The sequence below is a fragment of the Arboricoccus pini genome (genome assembly GCF_900187945.1).
Classification (GTDB): Bacteria; Pseudomonadota; Alphaproteobacteria; order Geminicoccales; family Geminicoccaceae; genus Arboricoccus; species Arboricoccus pini.
Genome location: NZ_FYEH01000007.1, coordinates 80,396 through 101,328, shown reverse-complemented (window position 1 = coordinate 101,328; position 20,933 = coordinate 80,396). Strand labels below are relative to the sequence as shown.

General features: G+C 62.0%; 21 protein-coding genes and 1 tRNA gene. 14 read left to right on the top strand and 8 right to left on the bottom strand.

Translation table 11 applies throughout. The annotated features are described in order from the left end of the window. Position 1: 1 nt before the first annotated feature. Positions 2-1,423 carry a H(+)/Cl(-) exchange transporter ClcA gene (gene clcA / locus CFB17_RS11345; protein WP_207762030.1) on the bottom strand — a complete coding sequence of 474 codons (1,422 nt, stop codon included), beginning with the start codon at positions 1,421-1,423 and terminating at the stop codon, positions 2-4. Between the two features lie 178 nt (positions 1,424-1,601). Here clcA and CFB17_RS11340 point away from each other — a divergent pair, with 178 nt between their 5' ends. From CFB17_RS11340 to CFB17_RS11325, 4 genes are all read left to right on the top strand, one after another. Next, positions 1,602-2,162: a hypothetical protein gene (locus CFB17_RS11340; RefSeq protein WP_088561662.1), complete on the top strand. Its 561-nt coding sequence runs from the start codon at positions 1,602-1,604 to the stop codon at positions 2,160-2,162. Positions 2,163-2,280: 118 nt separating this feature from the next. After that, a complete protein-coding gene (locus CFB17_RS11335; protein WP_088561661.1) occupies positions 2,281-3,282 on the top strand; it encodes a ketopantoate reductase family protein in 1,002 nt (333 codons plus the stop codon). A gap of 27 nt (positions 3,283-3,309) precedes the next feature. After that, a complete protein-coding gene (locus CFB17_RS11330) occupies positions 3,310-3,801 on the top strand; it encodes a GreA/GreB family elongation factor (RefSeq protein ID WP_088561660.1) in 492 nt (163 codons plus the stop codon). Between the two features lie 143 nt (positions 3,802-3,944). Beyond that, positions 3,945-4,190, top strand: a complete 246-nt coding sequence (locus CFB17_RS11325) for a DUF2312 domain-containing protein (protein ID WP_088561659.1) — start codon at positions 3,945-3,947, stop codon at positions 4,188-4,190. A gap of 1 nt (position 4,191) precedes the next feature. Here the strand turns inward: CFB17_RS11325 and CFB17_RS11320 are convergent, their stop codons facing one another. After that, complete coding sequence (locus CFB17_RS11320; protein ID WP_088561658.1) at positions 4,192-5,622, bottom strand: MFS transporter; 1,431 nt, start codon at positions 5,620-5,622, stop codon at positions 4,192-4,194. A 206-nt stretch (positions 5,623-5,828) separates the two neighbouring features. Here CFB17_RS11320 and CFB17_RS11315 point away from each other — a divergent pair, with 206 nt between their 5' ends. From CFB17_RS11315 to CFB17_RS19830, 3 genes are all read left to right on the top strand, one after another. Beyond that, positions 5,829-6,728 (top strand): M48 family metalloprotease, encoded by a 900-nt coding sequence (locus tag CFB17_RS11315; protein ID WP_088561657.1) that lies wholly within the window; start codon positions 5,829-5,831, stop codon positions 6,726-6,728. A 119-nt stretch (positions 6,729-6,847) separates the two neighbouring features. Beyond that, positions 6,848-7,162: an SWIB/MDM2 domain-containing protein gene (locus CFB17_RS11310; protein ID WP_088561656.1), complete on the top strand. Its 315-nt coding sequence runs from the start codon at positions 6,848-6,850 to the stop codon at positions 7,160-7,162. A gap of 39 nt (positions 7,163-7,201) precedes the next feature. Continuing rightward, positions 7,202-7,336, top strand: coding sequence for a hypothetical protein (locus tag CFB17_RS19830; RefSeq protein WP_279311743.1), 135 nt, complete (start codon positions 7,202-7,204; stop codon positions 7,334-7,336). Between the two features lie 6 nt (positions 7,337-7,342). Here CFB17_RS19830 and CFB17_RS11305 read toward each other — a convergent pair whose 3' ends face one another. After that, on the bottom strand, positions 7,343-7,750 hold the full coding sequence (locus CFB17_RS11305) for a DUF4326 domain-containing protein (protein WP_106408568.1): 408 nt from the start codon (positions 7,748-7,750) through the stop codon (positions 7,343-7,345). Between the two features lie 301 nt (positions 7,751-8,051). On the opposite strand from CFB17_RS11305, the gene pyk reads away from it, so the two are divergent. Further along, positions 8,052-9,464: a pyruvate kinase gene (pyk, locus tag CFB17_RS11300; RefSeq protein ID WP_088561655.1), complete on the top strand. Its 1,413-nt coding sequence runs from the start codon at positions 8,052-8,054 to the stop codon at positions 9,462-9,464. Between the two features lie 138 nt (positions 9,465-9,602). Next, positions 9,603-9,809 carry a DUF1127 domain-containing protein gene (locus CFB17_RS11295; RefSeq protein ID WP_106408569.1) on the top strand — a complete coding sequence of 69 codons (207 nt, stop codon included), beginning with the start codon at positions 9,603-9,605 and terminating at the stop codon, positions 9,807-9,809. Between the two features lie 23 nt (positions 9,810-9,832). Here CFB17_RS11295 and CFB17_RS11290 read toward each other — a convergent pair whose 3' ends face one another. Together CFB17_RS11290 and CFB17_RS11285 are read right to left on the bottom strand one after the other, a co-directional pair. Then, on the bottom strand, positions 9,833-10,699 hold the full coding sequence (locus tag CFB17_RS11290; RefSeq protein ID WP_088561653.1) for a response regulator transcription factor: 867 nt from the start codon (positions 10,697-10,699) through the stop codon (positions 9,833-9,835). Next, positions 10,696-14,118, bottom strand: coding sequence for an ATP-binding protein (locus tag CFB17_RS11285; RefSeq protein ID WP_243389855.1), 3,423 nt, complete (start codon positions 14,116-14,118; stop codon positions 10,696-10,698). Before CFB17_RS11285 ends, CFB17_RS11290 begins: the two co-directional genes overlap by 4 nt. A 199-nt stretch (positions 14,119-14,317) precedes the next feature. Here CFB17_RS11285 and urtA point away from each other — a divergent pair, with 199 nt between their 5' ends. Genes urtA through urtE form a run of 5 tightly spaced genes read left to right on the top strand, consistent with a single transcriptional unit; the run spans position 14,318 to position 19,835 of the window. Continuing rightward, complete coding sequence (gene urtA / locus CFB17_RS11280; protein ID WP_088561652.1) at positions 14,318-15,643, top strand: urea ABC transporter substrate-binding protein; 1,326 nt, start codon at positions 14,318-14,320, stop codon at positions 15,641-15,643. A gap of 24 nt (positions 15,644-15,667) precedes the next feature. After that, complete coding sequence (urtB, locus tag CFB17_RS11275) at positions 15,668-17,263, top strand: urea ABC transporter permease subunit UrtB (protein ID WP_088561651.1); 1,596 nt, start codon at positions 15,668-15,670, stop codon at positions 17,261-17,263. An 11-nt stretch (positions 17,264-17,274) separates the two neighbouring features. Then, positions 17,275-18,369 carry an urea ABC transporter permease subunit UrtC gene (gene urtC, locus CFB17_RS11270; protein WP_088561791.1) on the top strand — a complete coding sequence of 365 codons (1,095 nt, stop codon included), beginning with the start codon at positions 17,275-17,277 and terminating at the stop codon, positions 18,367-18,369. Then, complete coding sequence (urtD, locus tag CFB17_RS11265; protein WP_088561650.1) at positions 18,366-19,133, top strand: urea ABC transporter ATP-binding protein UrtD; 768 nt, start codon at positions 18,366-18,368, stop codon at positions 19,131-19,133. The genes urtC and urtD overlap by 4 nt, the downstream gene beginning before the upstream one ends. Positions 19,134-19,139: 6 nt before the next feature. Then, positions 19,140-19,835, top strand: coding sequence for an urea ABC transporter ATP-binding subunit UrtE (urtE, locus tag CFB17_RS11260; RefSeq protein ID WP_088561649.1), 696 nt, complete (start codon positions 19,140-19,142; stop codon positions 19,833-19,835). On the opposite strand, the gene CFB17_RS11255 is transcribed toward urtE, so the two are convergent. The 3 genes from CFB17_RS11255 to CFB17_RS11245 all read right to left on the bottom strand — a co-directional run bounded on the left by CFB17_RS11255 (position 19,820) and on the right by CFB17_RS11245 (position 20,854). Continuing rightward, on the bottom strand, positions 19,820-20,251 hold the full coding sequence (locus CFB17_RS11255) for a DUF6314 family protein (protein ID WP_088561648.1): 432 nt from the start codon (positions 20,249-20,251) through the stop codon (positions 19,820-19,822). The two genes, urtE and CFB17_RS11255, sit on opposite strands and share 16 nt — an antisense overlap. A gap of 177 nt (positions 20,252-20,428) precedes the next feature. Continuing rightward, positions 20,429-20,505: transfer RNA gene (locus CFB17_RS11250), tRNA-Arg, on the bottom strand. Positions 20,506-20,566: 61 nt separating this feature from the next. After that, the gene (locus tag CFB17_RS11245) at positions 20,567-20,854 is read right to left on the bottom strand and encodes an ETC complex I subunit (RefSeq protein WP_088561647.1); all 288 of its coding nucleotides are present in this window, start codon (positions 20,852-20,854) and stop codon (positions 20,567-20,569) included. Positions 20,855-20,933 lie beyond the last annotated feature (79 nt).

Genomic DNA, 20,933 nt, shown 5'->3' with positions numbered 1-20,933 from the left:
CTCATTCCGGCGGCGGTTTGGTCCCCCGGCGGCGTGACCTCAGCGAACGGGCACCTAGCCCTGCTCCAGACCCAGGGTGAGAAATGGGTAGCTGGCCCGCGAGTTTGAGCTTCCGGTCGAGAAGGGCCTCGTAGATCGGCCGGCCTCCCAGCCGCCCAGCGACATGGTGCGCGATGGCGCAGGTCAACAGGACAGGCACCAGAAGATCCCAGGCCCCTGTCAGTTCCAGCGTAAGAATGGCCCCGACCAGGGGCGCGCGTACCGCGGCCGCAAAGGTCCCGCCCATCGCTGCCACCGCGATCGCCGGCAGGATCGGGATCGAGACATAGCTCTCTGGCAGGACGAGCAGCACAATCTTGCCGAAGACCAGGCCCGCCGCGGCGGCCAGCGCCAGGAGAGGCGCGAAGATGCCGGCGGGCGCGCCGCAGGCGTAGGAGGCGAGCGTCAGAAGGAAACGGAACACCGCTACGGCTAGAAGGAAGGTCAGCCCGTGAGGCGCGCCAAGCAGTTCCTGGACAAGATGCTCGCCGCCACCGGTGGCCTCATGGAAATGGCCCATCAGAATGCCGATAATGGCGCCAACGACGATTACGAAGGCGATGCCGCCGCGGCGGCCGAGGCGGGCTACCAGATCCAGCGTGCCCAGCAAGCTGGTATTAAAGATCACGCCGAGACAGCCGAGGACGGCGCCCAGCGGCAGGAAGAGGATCAGACTCGCGAGCGGCACCGGATCTGCGAGTGTCAATAGCTGCGGCACCGTGCCGGCGATACCCTCGGTCAGCAAGGCTGCCAGGCAGGAAGCCACGATGACGGCCAAGTAGGTACGCTGGGCATAGGGGAACTGCCGTCGCGTCTCCTCGATGACGAAGAGAATGGCGGCGAGCGGCGCGTTGAAGGCGGCAGCAAGGCCGGCTGCGGCACCTGCCGCCAGCAGGCCCTTATAGTCATTGTCGGTCAGCCGGAATCGCTCGGCCAGCCCGGCTGCGACCGAAGCACCGAGGTGCACGGTCGGTCCCTCGCGTCCCCCGACCAGGCCCGAGCTCAGAGCCATGATGCCGCCCAATAATTTCACCGGGAAGACGCGCCGCCAGCGGATCGTCGATCGTCCCTCGATCGCCGCCTCGACCTCGGGAATACCGCTGCCGGCCGCCTCCGGCGCCAGGTGGATCGCCAGGGTGCGCGCCGCCAGAATGAGGGTCGGTGGGATGACGACAAGGAGGACGGTGCCTGCCCCCGCGCCCAGCCTGGCAGACAGCCAATCCGGCCAGTGTGAGAAATACTCCACGGCCACATGCAGAATGACGCCGGCAGCGCCACCCAGGATGCCCACGAGGACGGCGATCAGCAGATAAAGCTCTACCGAAGGTCGGCGCATGCTCACCCGCTGCGGGGCATGGCCCACCACTGCCTCCACCTCTGTCACGCCAATCCGCCTTCAATCAGCCTCGTTCCGCGTGACACCTCGAACCAGGGCCACTCCATTGAAAATCCAAGAAGGCGCATTCGATCCCTGTCTGCCCAACCCTTGATACAGCAACGCTTCGCCTGCCATAGAGCAGGACCTCACTTCTTCCTTTTGCATCAGCGAGGCGGTCCTTGTCATGCGGCGTGTGCTCTGGCGCAACCTCGTCTCCCTTTCCACCTTGCTTCTGGCCGTGGCCTGCGCCGGCGACAAGGACACTAACGATACCGAAGCGGTGATCGCATCAGGAGGAGCCGTCACCGGCTTTTGCGATGGCGTCCTCCAGATAGCCCGTGCCGAATCGGCCGGCTTCGCCAGCCTCCGGGCCAAACCGATCGGCATGAGCGCGTGGACTGGAAGGGTCATTCCGAAAGGCTTTCGCTCATGCTCCGTTGAGGGCTCGGCCCGCTTTCGCGCCGAGTACGTCTGTTGGGGTGACGATGCACAGGGTGACGACGGCAGCGCCCTGCAGGGCGCCTTTGACCAGACGAGCAAAGCCGTCGATAGCTGCCTAGCCAGCAGCACGCCAGGTCATCGTTATCAACGAAGCCAGACATTCGAATTTGCCGGCGGCGAACGAATTGCGCTCTGGCGCGACATGGCAGGTGGTCCTGGCCCGGGCTTCAGCTTGAAAATCGAAGAAAATCTGTCGCGGGCCGGCCGATACTCAATTCGCCTGGGCACCATGACGCTGCGCTAACGCCCATCGTCAATCTGCCTTAAAAGTACTGGTCGGTCACCGCCCGTGCGGCGGCGGCGTCAGTCTTCGTCAATGCCGCCCGATTTGCGCGGGCCGCCAAAGTGATCGGAAGAATCGCATGCAGATCTGCATCTTCGGAGCCGGTGCCGTGGGCGGCTATCTCGCCGCAAGGCTGGCACGCGCTGGCAAGAACGTCTCGCTCATCGCCCGAGGCGCCCACCTGCAGGCGATCCGCTCGCAAGGTCTACGCCTGCAGACTCCGGCCGAGGATTTCGTCGTTCATCCGACCGCCAGCGACGATCCAGCCGCTCTAGGTCCTCAAGATGTCGTCATCCTCTCGGCCAAGACACCGGCGCTGCCTGGCATCGCCCGTAGCATCGCTCCGCTCATCCATCCGGAAACGGCGTTGGTCTTCGCGGTGAACGGCATTTTTTGGTTCTACGCGCATGGCTTTCGACCCGGCGGCTTGGGCCCGGATACACGTCGTCTCGACCCGGACCAGACCCTCGAGAACCTAATCGGTGCGGACAAGGCTTTGGGCATGGTGATCTATTCGCCCAATACGGTCGTGGCACCCGGTCATGTGCAAAATGCGCGAGCCCAGGGCGATCGTTTCATCCTGGGCGAGGCGCGCCAAGGAGCAAAGGCGCGCGCTCTCAAGGTGGCGAGCGCGCTTGCGGGAGCCGAGCTGGATGTGCGCATGGACCCAGATATCCGGCGCGCCATGTGGACGAAGCTAACGCTCAATGTCGCGAGTTCGCCCATCTGTTGCCTGACCGGGCAAACGGCGAAGGCGGCATTTGCGAATCCCGAGATCCGTTGCCTTGCGCAAGGACTGATCACGGAGACACTGGCAATCGCGAGAGCGCACGGCTTCGAGTTGGACATCGATCCCGAACAGCAAAGTTCGGCTGAAAAGACGGACCATAAGCCCTCGATGCTGCAGGACCTTGAGCTTGGCCGACCGATGGAGATCGATAGCCAGCTTCTGATCCTCAAAGATTTTGCGCGCCAGCTTGATCAGCCGACACCCACACTCGACATTATCTTGCCGCTTCTCGTGCAGCGCGCCCGGCAGGCCGGCGCCTATCCGCTGGAGCCGGAGATGGCGGGGACGTGAAATAAAGCATCGACCTGGGGAGAAACGATGAGCCGCGCCTTCGTCAATGAGGATGCCACACAGGGACAGATCGAGATTCCCGACAGAGCCGTGAGCGGTCGGCCGAACCTCGTGACAGCGAACGGCATCAAAATGATGGATGAGAAGATCGCCAGCTTGCGGGCAGCTCTGGACGCGCATGATCCCGATGCTCCCGGCGACGCTACGGCCAAAGAGCGTCAGGCTGTGTTGATTCGCGATCTTCGCTACTGGCAACAGAGGCGATCAACCGCCCAACTCGTTACTCCGTCTGAGGGTCCGATCGACGAAGTGAGCTTCGGGACGAGCGTCACGTTGCGGGACGCCAACGGCCAGCAGCGCACCTATCGGCTGGTGGGCGAGGACGAGGCAGATCCGACAGCCGGGCTTTTGAACTGGACTGCCCCGTTAGGCGAGGCGCTGCTCGGCGCCGTGGTTGGCGACGAGGTAAGCTTCGATCCATCGAGGCCGCCCATGGAAGTTCTGCGCATCGAGCGCTAAGGATCTTTTAGGCGTCAGCTGAGCTGACCCGTGGGCGAAGCGCCGGCGATCTGAAGCCAGCGGTCTGTCAAGGGCTGGCCTCCACCCAGCCCACGCCCTAGAACCGCGCTCGGCCTTGCAAACCAGTGAATTGAGGGATTGAGATGGCGGACACTCAAGGTATCGCCGGCGATCAACTGCGCAACCTGATCGAAAAAGTCGAACGACTGGAAGAGGAGAAGCGCGAGGTCGCCGAGCAGATCAAGGAGGTCATGGCCGAGGCCAAGGGCGAGGGTTTCGACGTCAAGGTGATCCGCAAGCTCCTCTCGCTGCGGCGTATGAAGCCGCATGACCGCGTCGAGCAGGACGAACTTTTGGAACTCTACAAATCAGCCATCGGCATGATGTAACTTAGGAACTGGCGCTGGCGGAAAGGGGCGTGGCTATGTCCTCCAGCGACTTGCCCTCTGCGTCCACGCCTATCATGAGCTCGACCAGGGCAGCGACCAGCATAAGAACCGCTGCAGCGATAAAGCCACCGAACAGAGCCCAGATGGACCCGGTATCGACGAGCCGGCCGAAGATCAGCGGACCGAGCACACCGCCCACCGCCGTTCCGATGGCATAGAAGAGCGAGATCGCCAGGGCGCGCACTTCTAAAGGGAAGATCTCGCTCACCGTCAGGTAGGCGCTCGACGCTGCGGCCGAAGCAAAGAAGAATATGATCGACCAACAGACAGTCTGCGTCGTGGCCGTAAGCAGGCCGTTTACGAACATCCAGGCGGTCAACGCCAGAAGTATACCCGAGAGCGCGTAGGTAGAGGTGATCATGAGCCGCCGGCCGATCGTGTCGAAGAGCGGACCAAGAAGAACCGGCCCCAGGAAATTGCCGAGCGCGAACGGCAGAAGATAGAGTCCCGCTCTGGAGGCATCGACGCCGAAGAAATGGATCAAGATCAAGGCGTAGGTGAAGAAGAGGGCATTATAGAGGAAGGCCTGCGTGCCCATGAGGGTCAGGCATAGGACGGCCTGACGGCGATGCGTCGAGAGCATCGCTTTCAAGATCCGGGCAAACCCGAATGTCCTTTGCGGATGAATGGTAATGGCCGAGCCCGGCGGCGGAAGATGGGCCTGTGCCTCGGCTGATACCGTTGCCTCGATGCGTCGCATCGTCGATTCGGCTGCCTCCACGTAGCCGTGCGTCGCCTGCCAGCGCGGGCTCTCGGGCACGAATCCACGCAGGAAGAGCACGACGACGGCAATGAGCGCCCCCAGGCCAAAGCCGATCCGCCAGCCCAGGTCGACGGGTACGATGGCAGGGTCCAGGAGGATCGTCGTCAGGCTGGCACCGACCGCCGCGCCAATCCAGAAACTTCCATTGACGAGGAGGGCGATACGTCCACGCAACCGTGCCGGTATGAGTTCATCGATCGCGGAGTTGACCGCAGCATACTCGCCGCCAATGCCAAGTCCGATCAGCAGCCGGCCGACGGCCAGCGACCAGAAGCCCTGGGCAACGCTGCTGACGACGACACCTGCCAGATAGACAGCCAGGGTGAGGAAAAAGATCAGGCGACGCCCCTGCCGGTCGGTCAGATAGCCAAAGAAGAGGGCCCCGATCACGGCGCCAGCGATGTAGAGGGCGCCGATATCGCCGATCTGCGCGGCACTTAAGGCCAGCGTATCGCCATGCTGCAGCACGCCACCCATTGCACCGACGATGGTCACTTCCAGGCCATCCAGGATCCAGGTGATGCCGAGCGCTAGGATCACGAAGAGATGAAAACGTGTCCAGGGCAGACGGTCCAGCCTAGCTGGAATCTGCGTCCTTATCGCGTCCATGGCGCCCCCACATGCTTTTTTTGCTGGATAAGAAAGCAGCGAAAGCGACAAGTGGTTGCATGGTCGGCTTCGCACCTTCCACGACTTATCGCGAATGCCCCAATGGCAGCTTCACTCGACGCTTTCGAAAGGTTGATAAATAATTATTATTATCTACCTTTGGTTGATATTCTGGAATTTCCGCCAGCATCAGTCGGGAGAGTGTCATGGGACGCGGGACGAGGCTTGGCGCCGCCGTTGCTCTCCTGCTCACAGGCTGCACGAGCGGCGTGACGCTCAGCGATGTCGATGGCGACGCAGTGCGGGCCGACACCGATCGGCTCGCGAACATCGATCGCTCGTCGCTCACTCCAATCGCCTTGACCTCGCGGGAACGCGTCCGGCCGGCCGAGGCCTATGCCATCCTGCAACGCTTGAACGTCGCGGCAAAGCCCGTCTGCGATGCCCTTAACGGCGATTGTCGCGTACGGCTCAAGCTTTCGAACAGCCGGGCACTGACCCCCTCCATGTCACGCAACGGTGAACTAATGCTTACCGGCCACTTGGTACATGTGCTGCAATACGAAGATGAGCTGGCTTTCGTCATGGCGCGCGAGATCGGCCATCGCATTGCCGGCCACGGCAATCTTTTGTCCTTGCGCGAGCGCATCGGCGCTGTTGCCGGCTTCCTCCTCGGTGCCGGGCTGATGACCGCCTCCGCCATGGGCGGCGTCTCGATGGACCATACGAGTTCCCAGGAACTAGGACGGGCTACTGATGGATTGGCCGCAAAGGGCCGCGATGCGGCTACGCTCGTTTTCTCCCAACGGGAGGAGCTAGAGGCGGACAAGCTCGGCCTGGAAATCATGAACGCTGCCGGCTACGATCAGTCAGCCGCCCTTCGCGCCCTGGAGCTGCTTTCGATCGAGACCGGCGGCAAAGACAACGATACGAACTTCTTTGGCACGCATCCTGGGCTTGGCGAGCGCATCGCGCATCTTCGCGTCGAAATCGCGGCCCTGCCGCCCGGCCCACCAAGGGCAATTAGCGACGCCGCCAGGGTCGTACGGACGCACCCGCAACCGGCCATGATGGTCTGGAGCGATGATCTTTCGCCACTTAAGTGATGAAATAGCGTTGGCGGATTGCAAATATCTGCTGGAACGTGGCGATTTGAAGGCGGTTCATGGGGACGAGCCGCGCCGGCGCGTCTATGTTGAACGGCGGGAACCACGGAGGATTGAGCATGGCAACCAAGACGACGGAGAAGAAAGCGCCGCCTGCCAAGACGGCGGCGGTCAAGAAACCCGCCGGAGCGAAACCCAACGCTTTGCAGCAGCCCCTGCAGCCGTCGCCCGAGTTGGCCGAGATTGTGGGCAAGGCCCCCTTGGCCCGCGGCGAGGTGGTGAGCAAGGTGTGGGAATACATTAAGAAGCACGACCTGCAAAATCCCGCGGACAAGCGCGAGATCCTGGCCGACGACAAGCTGAAGAAGGTGTTTGGCAAAGACAAGTGCACCATGTTCGAAATGAACAAGTTCCTGGCCCAGCATTTGAAGTAACGGGCGGCAGGCTTCGTCCCTATGCGGAGAGGTGGCCCTATGCGTGGTGGTATTCTGATCGGTCTGACACTGCTGGCCCTTAGTGCCTGCACGTCGCCGGATCAGACGCGTGTCACGCCGCAGCAGGGCCGCGATCTACACGACTTCATCAACGCGTCGCCGACGAAGCCGTAATGCCTCTCAGTCGCTCGCGAACGCCGAGGGGTTACTCCTTGCGTTCGCGAGCGACAGCAGAACGTCCGCATGGCAAGGCTGGTCCAGGGCGCACCAGCAGGCTAGCTGGCGGCCGCCGAGTTCGCGGCTGACATGACTTTGCCCGAAGCGCTCGAGAATATGGGCCTTGTACAGACCAAGGACGCTGGGAAGCGTCAGCGGGGCTTCCCAAAGGTGGACGAGCGGCAAGCCTTTTCGGCCCTCCACGCTGTATTCGATCCCGTAAGCAACCGGCTTACGGTCGAGTTCGCTTGGATGGACCGCCAGAAGATGGGTCTGGCCGATATGGAACGGGTTGGCCCAGCAGGTCCCCCTGCCGACAAAAACCGCCTTGCCCAAATCGGCGCCGGGCCGGCGCTGGACGCGTCTGCTCACGCAAACCACTCCGTTGCACGCATAGCCATCTCACCGCTTCGCTGCATGGACGGGTCCTCCCGGCAACGCCAGCCATATTTCTAGCAAGATATCAGCCAGACGATAATGGACGGCGGCATGGCCTTGGAATAGCCGGCGCGCCATCCTCCATCCCGTCGCCGGCGAAAAAGGGCAAGCAGGATATGCAGATGTTGGCTCCCACCTGCTGACGGATATTACGACAGGGTCTAGGAACGGAGCTCTTACGCCCATTATCCGTCACTCGGACGGGGCGTTCGCCCATCCAAGCAAGGCTCTCTTCATGCACAGACATCGTCACGCGAAGATCGTAGCTACCATCGGGCCAGCGAGTTCGTCGCCCGAGAGACTGCGTCAGCTGTTCGATGCCGGTGCGGACGTGTTCCGGCTGAATTTCAGCCACGGCACCCACGACGATCATCGTGCCGTTCACAAGGCCATTCGCGACCTCGAAGCCGAGGTTCGCCGGCCGATCTGCATCCTGCAAGACCTTCAAGGGCCAAAGATCCGGGTCGGCGTCATCAAGGACGGCAAGATCGAGGTTGCCGCCGGCGAAACCGTCACGTTCGTCCTTGGCAAGGAGGAAGGCGGCAAGGCCGCCATACCGCTACCCCACCCGGAAATCTTCAAGGCCATCCTGCCGGGCGCCTCCCTCCTGATCGACGATGGCCGGGTAAAGCTCAAGGTTAAGGAGTTGGAGACGGACAAGATCCATGCGGAAGTGATCGTCGGTGGCGTGATCAGCAATCGCAAGGGCGTCAACCTGCCCGACACACCGCTTGATCTCTCCCCGCTGACGCCCAAGGACCGGGCCGATCTCGCCTTTGGCCTCGAACTCGGCGTCGACTACGTGGCTCTGTCCTTTGTACAGAAGCCAGGCGATCTAATCGAGGCGCGTGGCCTGATTGGCGATAAGGCCGCGCTCCTGGCCAAAATCGAAAAGCCGCAAGCTCTAAAGCAGATCGAGGACATCGTGCGCCTTTCCGATGCCATCATGGTAGCGCGGGGCGATCTCGGCGTTGAGATCCCACACGAAGACGTGCCCGGGCGCCAAAAGGAGCTCGTGCGCCTGTGCCGTATGATCGGCAAGCCCGTAATCGTGGCGACGCAGATGCTGGATTCGATGGTCAATGCGCCAACACCGACACGCGCCGAGGCGTCGGATGTGGCGACCGCCATCTATGACGGCGCCGACGCCGTCATGCTCTCGGCCGAGAGTGCCTCGGGCGCCTATCCGGTCGAGGCCGTGACGATGATGTCACGCATCATCGAACGTACCGAAACCGACGGCTCCTATCGCTCGCTCATCCACGCGCTCCATCCGGACCTCGACACCACCGTCCCTCATGCCGTCGCGGCCTCCGCCGCCGCCTTGGCCGAGGCTATCAGCGCTAGGTTGATCGTCGTCTACACGTCGAGCGGGACATCGGCGGCGCGCCTGGTCCGCCAGCGCCCCGGCATCACCGTCCTAGGCTTCACGCCCAATGAACAAGTGGCCCGCCAGATGGCGCTTCTCTGGGGTGTGAGCAGTCTCCACTCCCGCGTCATCAATACCTACGAGGAAATGGTCGAGCATACCCGTCAGCAGGCGGCGGCAGCGGAATTCGCCGAACCGGGGGACCATGTCGTCGTCGTCGCCGGCATTCCCTTCGGCCAGTCCGGCACCACGAACAATCTTCGCGTGGTCCAGATCTGAGACAACGCACCGCATGTCACATGTTGCATCGGTGCGATGCAACATGTGAACTTACCCCGATATCATGCAAAGGATATCTCTGGCTTGCATAGATGAGCAGATGCCCATCGGCACTGCTAGATCTGGATCGACATGACCATGCCCGCCTCTCTGACGAGCCCGCTGTTGACCGACAAGGCCCCGCACGCGTTTGCGTTTCTTCGGCGCCTGGCCGCTCGCCGTCGCGCCTATCGTCGAGCGATGACCGAGTTCAGCTATCTGAGCAACGCCGAACTGGCCGATCTCGGGATCGGCCGCGATGATTTCATCAAGCTAGCCCGCGAGGTCGCCCGACTTGAAGCCTGAACGGCTTGCCTCCGGCAAGAACGCTAGGTGCTGGAGATGATCTTGACGGTGAGCGCTGTCGCGGCGGCGCGGTTCTCGACGCCGAGCTTGGGGTAGATCTGTTCGAGGTGTTTGTTCACCGTTCGTGGACTAAGCAGCAGAATATCAGCGATATCCCGATTGGACTTGCCGCGTCCTAGCCAGACCAGCACTTCCGCCTCGCGGCTGGTCAGTTGCAGCCGCTCCTTGAGGAGTGTGGCCTCCCTTTCCGGATCCGCGGCGGGCATCACTCGGAACAAGCGTTCTTCATCGCTCACTTGGCCAACATGCTGCAATTCGAGCGATGGACCGACCAGGCTACCGCCTGGATTTCGATCGAGTTGGCCTGCAAGGCTTGGCACACATGCATCGAGACCGGCCGCGGCCAACAGGCTCCTCGCCTGGGGTGTCGCCCAAAGAATCCGCCCCTCGGGATCGACCGCCAGGAGATAGCGCCCCGCGACATCGAGTGCCGCTTGCGAGCTTCGAGCCAGGCGGGCATTCGCCAAGTGCACGCCAAGACGGGCTATGACCTCGTCGGGTCGAAGTGGTTTCGTCACATAATCCACGCCGCCCGCCTCCAGGCCACGTACCACGCTGGCACTCTCGGTCAGGCCAGTCATGAAGACAATGGGCACATTGGTAAGCTCAGGCAACCGTCGCAGGCGACGACAGGCCTCAAAGCCGTCCATCCCCGGCATGATCGCATCCATGAGAATGATATCAGGCGCAACACGCTCGATAACGCTGAACGCGGCAGCGGCCGATTGGGCCAGCAGCACCATGAACCCGGCGCTCTCGAGGGCATCGTTCAACATGCCGAGCGTACCTGGCGTATCGTCGACGACGAGAACGACGTCGCGCCTTGTCAAGAGGACGCCGCCCCGGCAATGCCGGCTGCAAGCTCGGCTTCCGCCTTATCGAGCGCCTCCGTGAATGCCTCCAGACGATAATCGGCGAGCAACGCCTTGAGCTGACTGATGAAGGGCCGTGCCAGCGTGAATTCCTGTTCCAGCGCGTCTAGCCGGTTGCGGATCCCGCGCACATAGCCGATCGCGGCAAGTTCCCGTAACTCGGCCAATTGCGAACCCGACAAGAATGGCACATCCGCCACGACCGCCTCGGGCGTGACATCGAGACTTGTCCATTGAATACGAAGATAATGACCGATCTTGTCCAGGAGTTGCTGCAGATCGATTGGCTTGGACACCACATCGTCGTGGAAAGTCTCCTCGTGGGGTGGCTCCTGCAGCTCACGCAGCGTCGCCGAGACGATAAGGATGGGCGTGTTGGAAAATCCCTCGGCACGCAACTGCCTGGCCAACTCCCAGCCGTTCAGAGGGCCGGGCATGCGGATATCGACGAGAAAAAGATCGGGCGACGACTGCTTGGCCAGGGCTAGGCCCGATGCTCCATCCGAGGCCTCAAGCACGAGCAGCCCTAAAGGGGTCAACATGTCGGCGATCAGCCGGCGGTGAACCATGTCGTCGTCGACGACCATGATGGAGCGTCTCTCGCCCGTATGGCCGATGACCCGGCGATTGCCTTCCGCAGCTCGCTGCCGTGCCAGGGAGGCGGGTCTGCCACCGTGCTCGACCCTGGCCAGCATCAACCGGACGCGAAATCGGCTGCCTTTGCCAAGCTCGCTGACCAGCGTGAGTTCGCCTCCCATGATCGCCGTCAATAGCTTGGAGATCGTGAGGCCAAGCCCTGTTCCCGGCGCACCGCTAGCGGTCGGCAGACGCTGAAAAGGCTCGAAAATGCGCTCTTTATCGGCCTCGGCGATACCGGGCCCGGTGTCCTCGACTTCGAACTCCGCAATCTCGTTACGCCAGCGCAATCTGAACGTCACCTGCCCCACGGTTGTGAACTTGATGGCATTGGAGAGCAGATTGATCAGCACCTGCCGAAGACGCTGCTCATCGGCATAAACCAGCTCCGGCAGGAGCTTCGGGCGGTCATAGTGGAAGGCAATGCCCTTGGCATCGGCTTGCACCCGCAGCATCTGCACCAGTTGGTCGAGAAAGAGTGGCAGCCGGAGTTCGTCGCGATAAAGAGCGATACGGCCGGCTTCGATCTTGGAAATGTCCAAAAGGCCTTCGATCAACGCCGTCAGATGCTCGCCACTGCGCCTGATGATGGCGATTCCCTCGCGTCGACCCTCGGGAATAGCGGCGTCGTGCTCGAGAAGCTGGGCATAGCCCAAAATCGCATTCAAGGGGCTGCGCAACTCGTGGCTGATGCCGACGACATATCGGCTTTTGGCAAGACTGGCAGCCTCGGCCGCCTCCTTAGCCTGCTGCAAGGCGGCATCGGTTTGCCGGTGAGCGCGGATCTCGGCCATGAGAAGAGCGGTCTGCCGCTTCGTCTCCGCCTGCGAGGCACGCCGGCTTTCCTGCGCTAGCACCAACAGCCAGGCAGCGATGCCACTAACGATAAGCAAAATGACGAAAACGGTACCAAAGGCCGCGGCGAAGCTCCGGGCCGAAACGACGGCGGATGTGACTGTCTGGGCGTGAATGACGAAGAGGACGAGGCCGATAGTCCCGGCAAACAAGAGAAAGACCCCGAGAAAACGGGCAAGCAGCCCTCCAGCGATGCCTTGCCAGTTGCCGGGCATGAGCGCCCGTAACGGGGCGAGTATCTGGTTGCCCAGGCGGGCATGCGGCTTGCACCCATCCTGGCACCGCGCGTCCAAGGTGCAACAGAGCGAACAGATCGGACCCGCATAGACCGGACAATAAGCCATGTCCTCGGGCTCGAAGTCGTGCTCGCAGATCGAGCATTTCAAACTCTCAAGTCGCGACCAGGCCGCCCGCGGCTTGCGGGCCAGATAGAAGCGCCCCCCTGTCAGCCTGGCCAGCATGGGCGCGGTCGCGAAGGCAACTGCAAAGGCGATAAAGGTCGAAAACGCCTCAGCTTCGACTCCGAGCCAGCCCGCATAGGCGGCAAGCGAGAGAATGCCGGCCAGCATCATGGCGCCTACGCCGACCGGGTTGATGTCATAGAGATGAGCGCGCTTGAACTCGATATGGCGCGGACTCCAGCCCAACGGTTTGTTGACGACGAGATCCGCGATCAAGGCCCCCATCCAGGCGGCCGACACATCGGAGTAGATGACCAGCGTGTTCGCGATCGTCTTGTGGATGCCCAATTCCATCAGGAGGAGCGCGATCATGATGTTGAACACCAGCCAGACGACGCGGCCCGGATGCGCATGCGTCAGGCGGGAAAAGAAATTCGACCAGGCGAGCGAACCCGCATAGGCGTTGATGACATTGATCTTGAGTTGCGAAACGGTGACGAGAAGAAAGACGAGCATGACCGCGGTGCCCGGGCTGAACCAGGTGCGGAAGGCCACGAGATACATCTCGTGCGGCTGAACTGCTTGCTCGGGCGGCAAGCCGTAGCGCAAGGCCGCATAGGCGAGGAAGGAGCCGGCTAGGAGCTTCAAGACGTCGATGACGATCCAGCCCGGTCCGCCGGCCAGGAGGGCGGTCCACCACCGAAATGGCTTCTGACCGCGCCGATCGGGCAAAAACCGAATCACATCGACCTGCTCGGCCGTCTGGGTGATCAGAGCGAAAAGGATCGATGCGGCGCCCCCGAAGAGGAGGAGATCAAAAGACGCACCTCTGGGGCCAGCCGAACCGGTGAAGCTGCGCCAATCCGGCAACCAGTCGGGATGCGCGCCAAGGATCAGGACCAACGGGACGAGATTGAGTACGAACCAGAGCGGCTGCGTAGCGATCTGCAACCGATTGATGAACGTGAAGCCGTAGACCACGATGGGAATGACGACGAGCGCGCAGAGAATATAGCCAAGCCAGAGCGGAATGCCGAGAAAGCTCTCGAGCATGGCAGCGACGATGACGGCCTCGATGCTAAAGAAGATAAAGGTGAAAGAGGCATAGATCAGCGACGTGATGGTCGAGCCTATATAACCAAAGCCGGCGCCCCGGGTCAGGAGGTCGACATCGACTCCGTCACGGGCGGCATAGTAGCAGATCGGCACGGACGCGACGAAGATGAGGGCAGCCACGACGAGAATGGCCGCCACGGCGTTGGTGACCCCGAAAGTGAGCGTGATGGCGCCGCCGATCGCCTCGAGTGCCAGGAAGGAGACGACCCCCAGGGCGGCGTGGGCCACCCGCCAGGCGGACCATCGCCTAGCAGCTTTGGCCGTAAAACGTAGCGCATAGTCCTCAAGCGTCTGGTTCGCGACCCAGCGATTATAGTCGCGCCGTTCACGAACGATCCGTTGCCGCCCCACCGCCGCCTGCTCGTCCAAGCATCACTCCATCGCAGCGGATCGAAACCAAGCCGCTTCAATCATTAGCGGTTGCCCTAGGCGCACTCCAGCGCCAAGCCCTTCTCCTCATAGAGCTGGCGCTACGTCATTCGACGTATTCCCTGAACTGCCCAGGACCCGCATCCAGGGCCTGCCGGAGCACCGCCGTCTTGGTGCGTCCCAAGGGAGAAATGTGATCATGACGTCAGCGCCTCGAACCCTGTCTCGCCGTGCCTTTGCCGGCATCGCAGCAAAGGGCGCCGCCGCGGCAGCGCTCCTACCAACCCTCAGCCTGGGCGCAGGCCAGGCGTTGGCCGCCGATGCGACGATCAAAGTCGGCATCCTCCATTCGCTGTCCGGCACTATGGCGATTTCGGAGACGACGCTAAAGGACGTCATGCTGATGCTCATCGAGCAGCAGAACGCCAAAGGCGGCCTGCTCGGCAAAAAGCTTGAGGCTGTCGTCGTCGATCCGGCCTCCAACTGGCCGCTCTTCGCCGAGAAGGCCAAGGATCTCCTGGAAGCCCAAAAAGTAGCTGCAGTCTTCGGCTGCTGGACCTCTGTCAGCCGCAAGTCGGTGCTCCCGGTCTTCGAGCAGGACGACGGCATTCTTTTCTATCCCGTGCAGTACGAGGGCGAGGAAAGCTCACGCAACGTCTTCTATACGGGCGCGGCTCCGAACCAACAGGCGGTGCCGGCGGTTGATTATCTGATGAACGAGGAAGGCGTCGAGCGCTGGGTGCTGGCGGGGACGGACTATGTCTATCCGCGCACGACCAACAAGATCCTCGAGGCTTATTTGAAGCTGAAGGGTGTCGGCGCTGACGACATCATGATCAACTATACGCCGTTCGGTCAGTCCGACTGGCAGACGATCGTCTCCGAGATCAAGAAATTCGGCTCCGCCGGCAAGAAGACGGCCGTAGTCTCGACGATCAACGGCGATGCCAACGTACCGTTCTACAAGGAGCTTGCCAACCAGGGGGTCAAGGCGACCGACATTCCGGTCGTCGCCTTTTCGGTCGGCGAGGAAGAATTGGCGGGTCTCGACACGAAGCCTTTGGTCGGCCATCTGGCGGCCTGGAATTACTTCATGAGCGTCGATACGCCCGAGAACGCGGCCTTCATCAAGGCGTGGCACAAGTTCATCAAGAACGACAAGCGCGTCACCAATGACCCCATGGAGGCCCATTATATCGGCTTCAACATGTGGGTTAAGGCTGTCGAAAAGGCGGGCACGATCGACCACGATGCCGTCATTGATGCGATGATCGGCGTCTCGGTGCCGAACCTGACGGGCGGCTATGCGACGATGATGCCCAATCATCACATCACCAAGCCCGTCCTGATTGGCGAGATTCAGGGTAACGGCCAGATCAACACGGTCTGGGAGACCCCCGGCCTCGTCGTCGGCGACGAGTGGTCCGACTATCTGGAAGGCTCCAAGGACCTCATCGCCGATTGGCGTAAGCCCATGAATTGCGGCAACTTCAACGTCAAGTCAGGCAAATGCGGCGGCGTTTAAACACCGCCGCATAAGGTTGCAACCATGCTGCGCATCCTCCTCCTAGCCTTCCTTCTCTGCTTCGGACTCTCAGCAGAGACCCGGGCCGACGGCTTCGATGACGGTCTCCACCTGCTGGGCGGGAAGTTCGACGACGTGGAGCGGGGCGTGGTTATTTTGGCGGGCAGTGGCGATCAGCGTGCCGGGGCGGTGCTTGCGGCCCTTCAGGACAACAGGCTGATGGTTGTTGCCGGCGATCCTCCCAGCTTTTTCATCCGGCAGGCCGACGACAGCCTGCTCGATGCCGCCACGCTGCAGCCAGCGGGGGATGCAGCGGCCGGCGCCAAGGCGGTGCGCGTTAACAACCGCATTCGCCGGGCAGCCGAGGCAGCGTTGGGGACGCTCAATCTGAGCAGCCCCAACGCTGCGATCAGGCGACAAGCCGCCGATGCAGTCTTCAAGGCACGCGATGGCGAGGCCCTGCCTGCGCTCGAAGCAGCCCTCGCCAAGGAACGAGATCCCGACGTCAAAGCCGTGATGGAGACCGCGCGCGCCGCCATTTTCCTCGCGAACGGCCAGGGAGACGAAGCGCAGCGTCTCCAGGCGGTCGAGACGATCGGCAGGCGCGGTGATCCGGACGCGCTGGCCATGCTGCGCAACCTTGCGAACGACACCTCCGCGTCGATACGCGAGGCGGCAGCGGCCAGCGTCTCCTCGATCGAAATGCGTCAGTCGATGCTGGCTCGCGTTCAAGATGCGATCTACGGAATAAGCTTGGGTTCGGTCCTGCTCCTGGCCGCCATCGGCCTTGCCATCACCTTCGGCGTCATGGGGGTGATCAACATGGCGCATGGCGAGATGGTCATGCTTGGCGCCTACACGACCTATGTCGTCCAGACGCTGTTCGTGACCTATCTTCCCGATGCAGCCAATTGGTCGCTTATTGCCGCCGTGCCGGCCGCTTTCGTCGTGGGCGGGCTTGCCGGCGTCATCCTGGAGCGCACGGTAATCCGGTTCCTCTACGGGCGACCGCTTGAAACCTTGCTTGCCACATTCGGCATCTCGCTCATCCTGCAGCAGGCAGTCCGCTCGATCTTCGGTCCGACCAATCGCGAGGTCACCTCGCCCAGCTGGATGAGCGGCTCCTTCGACATCCTCGACGGCCTGACCCTGACGAGCGGCCGGCTCGTCATCATCATCTTCTGCCTGGCCGTCTTCCTGGGTCTCCTGGCCTTCATCCGCTATTCGCGCTTCGGCCTCGAGATGCGGGCCGTGACCCAGAATCGACGCATGGCCGCCTCCATGGGCATCCGTACCGGGCTCGTCGATGCGCTGACGTTCGGGCTCGGCTCGGGCATTGCCGGCATCGCCGGCGTGGCACTCTCCCAGATCGACAATGTGAGCCCCAATCTCGGGCAGGGCTACATCATCGACAGCTTTCTCGTCGTCGTCTTCGGCGGGGTTGGCAATCTCTGGGGTACGCTGACCGGCGCCATGGCGATCGGCATCGCCAACAAGCTGCTCGAACCGTTCACAGGCGCTGTGCTCGGCAAGATCATCCTTCTCGTTCTCGTCATCCTCTTCATTCAAAAACGCCCCCGCGGCCTCTTCGCGCTCAAGGGCCGGGCCATCGAGGCATGATCAGCAGCCGCATGCCCTTCGCATCGGTCGTGGTGCCGGCCGTCCTCATCGCTATCGCCATCCTTGTGCCGATCCTGCATCTATCGACCGGCACCCTGCCGACCTACGCCGTCAGTCTCTTCGGCAAATATCTCTGTTACGCCATGTTGGCATTGGCCCTCGACCTCGTCTGGGGCTATTGCGGCATCCTCTCGCTCGGCCACGCCGCCTTCTTCTCGCTCGGCGGCTATGCGATGGGCATGTACCTCATGCGGCAAATCGGGTCGCGCGGCGTCTATGGCGACCCGATCCTGCCGGACTTCATGGTGTTTTTGAACTGGAAGGAGCTCCCCTGGTACTGGTGGGGCATGGATCATGCCTGGTTCGCCTTTCCCATGATCGTCCTGGTCCCCGGGGCACTCGCCCTCGTCTTTGGCTGGCTGGCCTTCCGGAGCCGCGTGACGGGCGTCTATCTCTCGATCATCAGCCAGGCCATGACCTTCGCCCTCCTGCTGGCGTTTTTCCGCAATGACATGGGCATGGGCGGCAATAACGGCCTGACCGACTTTAAGGAGATCCTCGGGTTCGATACGGGGGCGGATGCGACCCGCTCGGCACTCTTTTCCGTAACGGCGATCACGCTTGCCTTGGCCTATCTCCTTTGCGTCTTTGTTACGCGCTCAAGGGCAGGTCTCGTCATCGTCGCCATCCGCGATGCCGAATCGCGCGCGCGCTTTTGCGGCTATCGCGTCGAGCACTACAAGCTCTTCGTCTGGACGATCTCGGCCATGCTGGCAGGCATCGCCGGGGCCCTCTACGTGCCTCAGGTAGGTATCATCAATCCTTCCGAGTTCGGGACGGGCAACTCGATCGAGGCGGTGATCTGGGTAGCGCTGGGCGGTCGCGGCACGCTCTGGGGCGCCATTGTCGGTGCCGTGGGCGTCAACTTCGTGAAATCCTGGCTGACGAACAACTTCCCGGAATGGTGGCTCTTCGCGCTCGGCCTCATGTTCGTGCTCGTCACCCTCTTCCTGCCCAAAGGCATAGCAGGCCTACTTCGCCTGGGCGGCATCGACGCCTTCAACCGCAAGTCCGCGGCCGCCGAAGCCGGGGAGGCCCGCTCATGAGCGCCGTGTCCGTCGATCGCCCCGCCCGTGACCCTATCCTTTATCTGGACGGCATTTCGGTGACGTTCGACGGTTTCAAGGCACTGAATGCCCTTTCCCTGCTGCTCGAGCCCGGCGAGATGCGGGCCATCATCGGCCCCAACGGCGCCGGCAAGACAACGATGATGGACGTGATCACGGGCAAGACCCGCCCCCAGAAGGGAACGGCGCGCTTCAAGGGCAATCTCGATCTTACTCGGCATGACGAAGCGACCATCGCACGCGCCGGCATCGGCCGAAAATTTCAAAAGCCGACCGTCTTCGAGAACCATACGGTCTTCGACAATCTCGTGCTGGCGATCGCCGGACCACGCGACGTTTTCAGCACCCTCTTCCGTTCGATCAAGCCCCGCCAGATCGAGCGGATCGACGCCGTCCTGGAAACGGTGCGGCTGACAGCCGCTCGCGATCGTCCGGCAGGCGATCTCAGCCATGGTCAAAAGCAATGGCTGGAGATCGGCATGCTGCTGGTTCAAGAGCCCGAGTTGCTGCTCGTCGACGAGCCTGTCGCCGGCATGACGGATCTCGAGACCGAGGCGACGGCCGATCTCCTGCGGGAGATCAACAAGACGCGCTCAGTCATGGTCGTCGAGCACGACATGACCTTCGTGCGCGCCCTCAACGTCAAGGTCACCGTGCTCCATGAAGGCTCGGTGCTGGCGGAAGGGTCGCTCGATCAGGTCCAGAGCAACGAGCGCGTCATCGAAGTCTATCTGGGGAGGTAGACGATCATGCTTCGCGTCGAGCACATCAATCTTCACTATGGTAAGAGCCAGGCCCTCTGGGGCGTATCGCTGGCAGCCGCTGAGGGAGCGATCACCTGCGTCCTCGGCCGCAACGGCGTGGGCAAGACCTCGACGCTAAGGGCGATTACCGGCCAGCACCGACCAAGCGGTGGACGCATCACGTTTGACGGTCACGATATCACGACGATGGCGCCAGCCGAGCGCGCCCGGCGCGGCATTGCCTTTGTGCCGCAGGGTCGGGAAATCTTCCCGCTCCTGACGGTCAAGGAGAACCTTGAGACCGGCTTTGGCGTCCTGCCACGAAATCGTCGGCGGATCGATGATGAGATCTTCGCGCTCTTTCCGGTCCTGGGCAAAATGCTCAATCGACGGGGCGGCGATCTGTCGGGCGGCCAGCAACAGCAACTGGCCATCGGCCGGGCCATGGTCACCAATCCCAAGCTGATCGTCCTGGACGAGCCGACCGAAGGCATCCAGCCCTCGATCATCAAGGATATCGGCAACGTCCTTAAATATCTGCGTGATCAGCGCGGCATGGCCGTGCTTCTAGTCGAGCAATATCTCGATTTCGCGCGAGAACTGGCCGACCGCATCCTGGTCATGGATCGCGGCCAGATCGTGCTTGACGGGGCGCCGGACAAGATCGACGAGGCCGCCATCAAAGCTCATCTTACCGTCTGACGCTGATAGGTGCCGATCAGGCGATAGTCCTTGAACGGTCCTTTGACGTCATGAACGATGCGGATGAAATTGCCGATCTCGTAGGTCGTGAGATAGCGATCCCGCCCGCAATCATGATGACCTTCGGCTCTGAACGTGCCGTCGTCTCCGGCCTTCAATTCCATTCGATGGAACAACCTGGGCGGCTGCTCGTCGAAATAGACCGTTAGCCTCAATTCATCGAGCTGGAAGAGGTAGCTGCGATAGCACGAGAAAATGCGGCCATCGGCCAGCCGCATCGTCCCGTCCTCGCGATAGTGCAGATGCCCCGCCTCGGGCCTCCAGACGGCGCGACCGCGATAGCTGGCGCCATTGGAAATAACGCGAGAGAGCTGCCAAGCACCTACCAACCGTTCGATCAGGTGCTCCCCGCTCATCTCGTTCGAACCTCTTCGCAACTGAGAAACAGCCAAGCCCGGGCTCGGGCGATCTGCTTGCACGGCTGCTTCTGCCGGTAGCCGCGGCTACTCCTTGAACCGTGGCTTTCCGTCAGCCCGCTCGCGACGATCGTCGAGACACCGGTTCGACACCAAAAATCAGCCCACCGAAAAAGATGGCGCGCCCGACAGGACTCGAACCTGTGACCCTCTGCTTAGAAGGCAGATGCTCTATCCGGCTGAGCTACGGGCGCGCAGGACCGGCGGCGGGTTTATAGCAAAAGCCGCCGAACAGCTCTAGCCGCGCCGGTCGCGTCAGGTGCGGCGGATGAAATTGTCGGCATAGGCCTTCGGGCGAACGATGCGGGCATGCGGCAGCGACAAAGTATAGTCGATGCCGTTCTTCTCGCAGTAGGCGATCGCCTGCTCCTGGCTTGCGAAGCGCAGCGTCAATTGCCGCTCGGTCTCGCCATTGCCGATCCAGCCGATCAGGTGATCGGCCTCCTGGCGCGAGCGAGGCTCGAATTCAACAATCCAGCTCTTGGTCCGGAAACGGCCGGATTGCACAGCAGTTTTGGCGGGCTGATAAATACGGGCCTGCATCGCGCGGTTCGCGTCCACTTGTTGCATCGAATTCTTAAGATCGGATCCAGTCTAGATCGGATCAAGAGCCGGCGATAGC